Source organism: Ensifer sp. (assembly GCF_035999185.1).
Classification (GTDB): Bacteria; Pseudomonadota; Alphaproteobacteria; order Rhizobiales; family Rhizobiaceae; genus Ensifer.
On sequence record NZ_DASYHB010000018.1, the window covers coordinates 1 to 6,718 of the forward strand.

General features: G+C 62.4%; 8 protein-coding genes. 5 read left to right on the forward strand and 3 right to left on the reverse strand.

The genetic code is table 11. The annotated features are described in order from the left end of the window. Nucleotides 1-451: NAD(P)/FAD-dependent oxidoreductase (locus VGO04_RS01465; protein WP_327494182.1), on the reverse strand; the 451-nt coding region annotated here is incomplete at its 3' end. A gap of 452 nt (nt 452-903) precedes the next feature. Here VGO04_RS01465 and VGO04_RS01470 point away from each other — a divergent pair. The 5 genes from VGO04_RS01470 to VGO04_RS01490 all read left to right on the forward strand — a co-directional run bounded on the left by VGO04_RS01470 (nt 904) and on the right by VGO04_RS01490 (nt 5,262). Further along, a complete protein-coding gene (locus tag VGO04_RS01470) occupies nt 904-2,202 on the forward strand; it encodes an Hsp70 family protein (protein WP_327494183.1) in 1,299 nt (432 codons plus the stop codon). 109 nt (nt 2,203-2,311) lie between these two features. Beyond that, on the forward strand, nt 2,312-3,202 hold the full coding sequence (locus VGO04_RS01475; RefSeq protein WP_327494184.1) for a uracil-DNA glycosylase: 891 nt from the start codon (nt 2,312-2,314) through the stop codon (nt 3,200-3,202). Between the two features lie 179 nt (nt 3,203-3,381). Beyond that, the gene (locus VGO04_RS01480) at nt 3,382-3,558 is read left to right on the forward strand and encodes a hypothetical protein (protein ID WP_327494185.1); all 177 of its coding nucleotides are present in this window, start codon (nt 3,382-3,384) and stop codon (nt 3,556-3,558) included. Between the two features lie 64 nt (nt 3,559-3,622). Beyond that, entirely contained in the window at nt 3,623-3,778 is a 156-nt protein-coding gene (locus VGO04_RS01485) for a hypothetical protein (protein ID WP_327494186.1), read from the forward strand. Nucleotides 3,779-3,969: 191 nt separating this feature from the next. Beyond that, nucleotides 3,970-5,262: an MFS transporter gene (locus VGO04_RS01490; protein ID WP_327494187.1), complete on the forward strand. Its 1,293-nt coding sequence runs from the start codon at nt 3,970-3,972 to the stop codon at nt 5,260-5,262. Between the two features lie 45 nt (nt 5,263-5,307). Here VGO04_RS01490 and VGO04_RS01495 read toward each other — a convergent pair whose 3' ends face one another. Beyond that, nucleotides 5,308-6,246 (reverse strand): DMT family transporter, encoded by a 939-nt coding sequence (locus VGO04_RS01495; RefSeq protein WP_327494188.1) that lies wholly within the window; start codon nt 6,244-6,246, stop codon nt 5,308-5,310. Between the two features lie 255 nt (nt 6,247-6,501). After that, nucleotides 6,502-6,718, reverse strand: a 217-nt coding sequence (locus VGO04_RS01500; protein WP_327494189.1) for a hypothetical protein, incomplete at its 5' end; no start/stop codon positions are given.

Genomic DNA, 6,718 nt, shown 5'->3' on the forward strand with positions numbered 1-6,718 from the left:
CGTCGTTATAGAGCACTTCGGTTGCGGCAAAGCCCGGATAGATCTCGACGCCGAGCGCTTCGGCATGGCTTGCGAGCCACCGACAGACGTTTCCGAGCGAGACGATGTAGTTGCCGTGATTGTTCATCAGCGGCGGCATCATGAAGTTCGGCAGGCGGATCGAGCCGGCAGGACCTAGGAACAGGAAGTGATCGTCCGTGACCTCGGTCTTGAACGGATGGTCGGCCTCGTCGCGCCAACCCGGCAGCAGCCGGTCGATACCAACAGGATCGACGACCGCGCCCGAGAGGATATGCGCGCCGACTTCGGCGCCCTTTTCGAGCACGACGACCGAAAGTTCCGGGTTGACCTGCTTCAGCCGGATTGCCGCCGCAAGACCGGCCGGCCCCGCGCCGACGATCACCACGTCGAATTCCATGCTCTCGCGCTCGGGCAGATCTTGCTCGGTCATTCCGTCTCTCCACTCTCACCGGTCTTCTGCCGGCTCAGTTCCCAGGACATGTCATCCCGTCATGGCAAATGCAGTTTGGCTTGTCGAGCCGGGATGCGACAGACGATGCCCGCTTTTGCGCATGAGGTCATGAGTTTAGGAGAAAGATTTATATGACGTGTACGTAAACGTAAATACATCATTTTGTCGCGCGACGACGCTATCACCCATCCGGCCTTGCTTTTGCCGAAGAGCCATGCGACGAGGCCGCCACATCCTTCCGGCGGTTTGCGCCGGCAATCCCTATCGCGATCGGCACTCGGCAAGGCGCCCCCAGGCGTCGCAGCGGCGTGTCTTTTGCCGGCTTCGGGCGATGTCTGCCGCTTCATGGCGGCCTACGAGATCATATTGCGTCGCGCGCCGCCGGCCTCAGCCGGGTGGCGAAGCGACGCCAGACGCAAGGAGAGTCCCCCATGGCCAAGGCACTGGGCTTTGATTTTGGCACCACCAATTCCGTTCTGGCGGTTGCCGCCGGTGACACGACCCATTCGATGCGGTTCGACAGCCTTGCCGGCTCGACCGATGCGATGCGCACGGCGCTCTCCTTCATGAAAGACGCCAACCTTGGCGCGCAGGCGCTGAAGGTAGAGGCGGGCCAGGCGGCGATCCGCGCCTTCATCGACAATCCGGGCGACTGCCGCTTCCTGCAGTCGATCAAGACCTTTGCGGCGAGCCCCCTCTTCCAGGGCACGCAGGTCTTCGCCAAGCGTCACACGTTCGAAGACCTGATGCGGGTTTTCCTCACCAAGCTGCGCGACTATGCCGGTGACGGCTGGACCGACCAATATAGCCGCATCGTCGTCGGCCGGCCGGTGCATTTCGCCGGCTCCAACCCGGATCCGGCGCTGGCGCTTGAACGCTATGGCGCAGCGCTCGCCGAATTCGGCTTCCCGGAAGTGCACTATGTCTATGAGCCCGTGGCCGCCGCCTTCTACTTCGCGCAGAACCTGAAGCAGGACGCGACGGTGCTCGTTGCCGATTTCGGCGGCGGCACCACCGACTACTCGCTGATCCGGTTCGAGACCAAGGCCGGCCGTCTGACTGCAACCCCGATCGGCCATTCGGGCGTCGGGATCGCCGGCGATCATTTCGACTTCCGCATCATCGACAACGTCGTCTCGCCGCTGATCGGAAAGGGGAGTCAGTTCAAAAGCTTCGACAAGCTGCTTGAAGTGCCGTCGAACTACTACGCGAATTTCGGCCGCTGGAATCAGCTTTCGATCTTCAAGACGTTGAAAGACTTCACGGATCTGAAAAAGCTCGTGCGCCAGAGCCTGGAGCCGGAAAAGCTCGAGGCCTTCATCGACCTGATCGAACATGACGAGGGCTATCCGCTCTATAACGCGATCTCTGCGACGAAGATGCAGCTGTCGAAGGAAGACGAGACCGAATTCTACTTTGCCCCACTTGGCGAAATGTCGCGTCGCACCGTTCGCCGCAGCGACTTCGAAGGCTGGATTGCGCCGGAGATCGCGCGCATCGAAGCTGCACTCGACGACGTCCTGCAATCGACCCAGACACCGCCAGAGACGATCGACAAGGTCTTCCTCACCGGCGGAACGTCCTTCGTGCCGGCCGTACGCTCGATCTTCGAGAGGCGTTTCGACGCAAGCCGCATCGAGAGCGGCGGCGAACTCCTGTCGATCGCCCACGGCCTGGCGCTGATCGGCGAACACGATGACATCGCCCACTGGACGGCCAACGCCGCCTGAGGTGACGCTGAAAGCCGGTTGAGAAGAGACAAGCGATGACCTTGGATAGGGATGCCAGAGACCGGAATACGTGTTCCGGTCCGGCGCCTTATGGGTTAGGTTGGCGGCCATGATTTCCGCCCATGACCTCTCTCCGGCCCAGCTTGCCGCCCTCCTCGCGTTCCATGCGGACGCGGGTGTCGAATGGCTGCTGGAAGAGGAGCCGGTCGACCGCTTCGCCGAATTCGAGGCGATGAAGGCGGCGCGCGGCAATGCGCGCGCCCCGGCGGCCGGCGGCCGGACAGAGGTGCAGCCGCCTCCAGCCGCTCGTCAGGCACCGGCACCGACCGCCCCGGCAACGTCCCGGGACGCACGCGCATCCCTTCCGGCGGCAGGCGCGCCTGCCGTGGCCATTCCCGACGCCCAGGCCATCCAGGAAGCCCGTTTCGCCGCCGAATCGGCGCGGTCGCTCGCCGAGCTCAGGGTGGCGATGGAAGGCTTCGCCGGCTGCAATTTGAGAAACAGCGCCCGCAATCTCGTGTTTGCCGAGGGCGATGCCGCAAGCGGCATCATGATCGTCGGCCCGATGCCCTATGCCGATGACGATCGCGACGGCCAGCCCTTTGCCGGGCGCCTCGGCGAGATGCTGACCCGCATGCTCGCCGGCATCGGCCTTGCACGCGAACAGGTGCTCTTGAGCAACGTCGTGCCCTGGCGGCCGCCCGGCAACCGGGTTCCGACGGCGCGCGAGGCGGATATCTGCCGTCCCTTCATCGAGCGCCAGATCGCGCTCGCCGAGCCCAAGCACTTGCTGCTGCTCGGCAATTTCACCGCCCGCTTCTTCCTGGGCGGTAACGACACCATCCACCAGCTGCGTGGCGAATGGCGTGACCTTCCGATCGGCGGCATCACGGTGCCGACCCTTGCGACGCTGCACCCGCAGGACCTCGTGACGGCACCGGTCAACAAGCGTTTTGCCTGGCAGGACCTGCTCGCCTTCAAGGCCCGCATCCACGGCTGATTCGCTCTAAAGAACGGTCGCCCATGCGGCACCGACCGGCCTACCCGCTTTATGAACAAAGAATGAAGAAAGCCATGCGGTTTGCGCATATCAGCGGCGCATTCTGACGCATTGCAAAAAGCCATGTTGCAGCGCAATATGCTGGCACGGGAGGAATGGAATTTTTAAGGAATTGAACCATGACTGCCCGCTTTCGTCCGATCCACAGCAGCTTTGAGACGCTCCGCCACACCGGTGCTGCTTACCGGACGCCGTTCAACCGTTTCGGCACGGCAGCCAACGAGCAGATGACCGCGATCGGCCTCGCCCGGACCACCCGTCCTTCGCAGATTTTCGCCGACTTCATCCAGCGCTGATCCCACGCGGTGCGCCTCACGGCGTATCGCGTGCATAACCGACGACGAGACAAGGAACGAAGCCATGACCAAGACAATCGCAAGCCTCAAGGTCCTGCTCGATTCGATCTCCGACATCGGCACGGCCGTGCGTGCCTCGCGCGAATACACCGCCCTCAGCACGAAGAAGGATGCACGCCGCGCCCATCGTGTCGCCGTGAGCCCGCTGCTGCCGAACTGATTGCCACCTGACAAGCGGCGTACCGCCTTTTTGTCATCGCCTGTCGCAATCGACAGCGCCTGGAAAACCCGATAGAGCCACACTCGCGATGACTTGGAGTGTCGGGCTCGTCCGGAATCCGCCAGAATCCTCGCTCCACTCGCACCGCGCCATCATCGTGATGGCGCAGCGCAATGTTTTCAGGAGCGCCGATGCTGGCCAGCCTCGCTTCCGTCTTCAGCCTGATGGTGTCGACCCTGCTCATGATGGTCGCCTTCGGCCTCCAGAGCTATGTCATCCCCGTGCGCTCGGTCGCCGAAAACTGGTCTACGATGACGGTCTCGGTCATTGCCACCGGCTATACGGTAGGCTTCACGCTTTCCTGTGTCGTCACGCCGAAATTCGTGCTTCGCGTCGGGCATGTGCGCGTCTTCACCGCGCTGATCACGCTGCTTTCCATTGCGATCCTGCTCTGCGGCCTGATCGTAGACTGGCGCGCCTGGATCGTCTTTCGCGGCATCGCCGGCTTTGCAATCTCGGGCAGCTACCTCGTCATCGAGAGTTGGCTCAATGAGCGCGTCACCAATGAGAACCGCGGCCTCTTGTTCTCGCTCTACCTGATCACGACGATGGTCGGCACCATCGGCGGGCAATACATGGTGCCGCTCGGCGATCCGACCAACACTTCGCTCTTCATGCTGTGCAGCGTGCTTTTCTCGCTCGCGCTCCTGCCGACGGCGCTCTCCTCCTCGCCCATGCCTGCCCCACCCGCGCAGGCCAAGTTCGATATCCCGGCGCTTTTCCGCCGCTCGCCGGTCGCCGTCGTCGGCGGTTTTCTTGCCGGCGCGCTCTCCGGCGCCTGGCTGAACCTCGGCGGCGTTTTCACCCAGAAGATCGGCCTTTCGACCGCCGAGGGCGCGACGCTGCTCGCCTCGTTGCTCACCGGCAGCGCGATTTCCCAGATCCCGATCGGCCGCCTCTCCGACAAGATCGACCGGCGTATCGTCATGGTCGGCTGTGGCATCGTTGGCGTCATCTCGTGTCTGGTGATGTCGGCCTCGATCGGCAGCCAGCCCGCCGTGCTCTATGTCATCGCCGCCTTCATCGGCTCGGTACTGTTTCCGATCTATGCGCTGAACGTGGCGCATGCGAACGACCTTGCCAAGCCGACAGAATATGTCGAGATCTCCTCCGGCCTGATGATCACCTACGGCCTCGGCACGATCTCAGGACCGCTAATGGTCGGCCCGGTCATGGATCGCTTCGGCCCGGCGGCGCTGTTCCTCGTTCTCGCCATCTACTTCGCTCTCTATGGCGGCTACGCCGCCTGGCGCATTCTGCAGCGCGAGCAGCACAAGGGCCTGGTCGCCAAGACCGACTTCCAGGCAACCAGCGTCATGCCGACGCCCGGTCCCGACGTCACCAGCCCTATAGCCCAGCAAATGGCACAGGAGCCCCTCATCGACGACGACACGGTGCCAGCCTGGGAGAACCCGCGACCCTAGCCGTTTCTCGCGCACCGCGCGTGCACTCGCACCCCGCTGGCCCGATCAGCCCTGCGGCGTCACGTGCTTGCGCGCGCCCTTGCGCTCCAGGCCAAGACGATGTTCGCGGAAGATGATGAAGATGCCGGCGCCGACCACGATGGCCGTGCCGATCAGCATTGTCGCCGTCGGGATATCGTCGAACAGGAAGTACCCGATGATCAGTCCAAGCACGATCGACGTGTACTCGAACGGCGCGATCGTCGACATGTCGGCATGCCGATAGCTTTCGGTCAGTAGGATCTGCGCCACCCCGCCGCAAAAGCCGGCAACCATCAACAGCAGAAAGGCTTCGCGGGAGATCGACGGCCAGCCGAAGGGCAGCGTCGCCAGCGAAAACACCGAGGCCGACAGCGAGAAGTAGAGCACGATCGTATGCGTTCGCTCGTTCTTGACGAGCTTGCGCACCAGCACCATCGCCACCGCGCCGAGTGCCGCCGACACCAGCACCGAGGCTGCTCCCAATGCCTCCAGCGAACCGAAACCTCCCTCGCGGAACAAGGTCAGCCGCGGCCAGGTGATGATCATCACCCCGACCAGCCCGATCACGACCGCCGACCAGCGATAGAGCCTCACCGTTTCACCGAGGAAGATCGCCGCGAACGCGACCGCGATCAGCGGCATGGCGTACCCGATGCCGATCGCCTCCGGCAACGGCAGATGGACGAGCCCGTAGAAGCCGAAGCTCATGGCCAGGATGCCGATGAAGCCCCGCGCGATGTGGCCGGTAAAATCATCGGTCTTGAACGCGTCGCGCAATTGTCCGCGAAAGGCGAGATAGCCGAGGATCGGCACCATGGCGAAGGCGGAACGGTAGAAGGTGATCTGGCCGGTGGCGATCCCGCTTCCGGCCGCCTTGATCAGCGTCGACATGCAAACGAAAATGACGACGGAAAGGACCTTGAGCAGGATCCCCTTCATCGGGCTTTGAACTTCCGCATCCATTGAAGGCACTTTTCAAACAGCATCGCCCGGCCAATGGCGGGCGCGACGGCTGGCTGGGGGAGTTTCAGTGGAGAAGACCACCGTGGGATGGCGTTACCTTAACGACGCTTGGCAAGAATGTCGGATCAAACTTCGTGATGAATGACGTTTTTTCTTGATCGGTCGTCGTTGGACAGGACGACGGCCAGCTTTTCTTTAGCGGCCGCGAAAAAAACCTTTCCAATTCATGTCTTGTTAGTCCCACTTCGATACAGGTCAATTTGATAAGGAAGCGGGAAGAACCATCGGACGCCATGTCTTTTCTGCCGGAAGTGCGGTCGCCGGCATCACAATTGCGTGGCAATATCCGGCTTTTCGCCCCTTGGCCTTTTCACCATCACAGGCGCCCACTACAAATTCTCCAGTAGAACGGCGCAAGCGGGACTGACCATGCGGACAAATACTGGCCAGATCATTCATCTGGAAGACTACC

Excerpts from the sequence above, each read along its gene's own strand:
- VGO04_RS01480 (WP_327494185.1), top strand. The coding sequence starts at position 3,382 with ATGACTGCCCGCTTTCGTCCGATCCACAGCAGCTTTGAGACGCTCCGC.
- VGO04_RS01470 (WP_327494183.1), top strand. The coding sequence starts at position 904 with ATGGCCAAGGCACTGGGCTTTGATTTTGGCACCACCAATTCCGTTCTG.
- VGO04_RS01490 (WP_327494187.1), top strand. The coding sequence starts at position 3,970 with ATGCTGGCCAGCCTCGCTTCCGTCTTCAGCCTGATGGTGTCGACCCTG.
- VGO04_RS01495 (WP_327494188.1), bottom strand. The coding sequence starts at position 6,246 with ATGGATGCGGAAGTTCAAAGCCCGATGAAGGGGATCCTGCTCAAGGTC.
- VGO04_RS01475 (WP_327494184.1), top strand. The coding sequence starts at position 2,312 with ATGATTTCCGCCCATGACCTCTCTCCGGCCCAGCTTGCCGCCCTCCTC.
- VGO04_RS01485 (WP_327494186.1), top strand. The coding sequence starts at position 3,623 with ATGACCAAGACAATCGCAAGCCTCAAGGTCCTGCTCGATTCGATCTCC.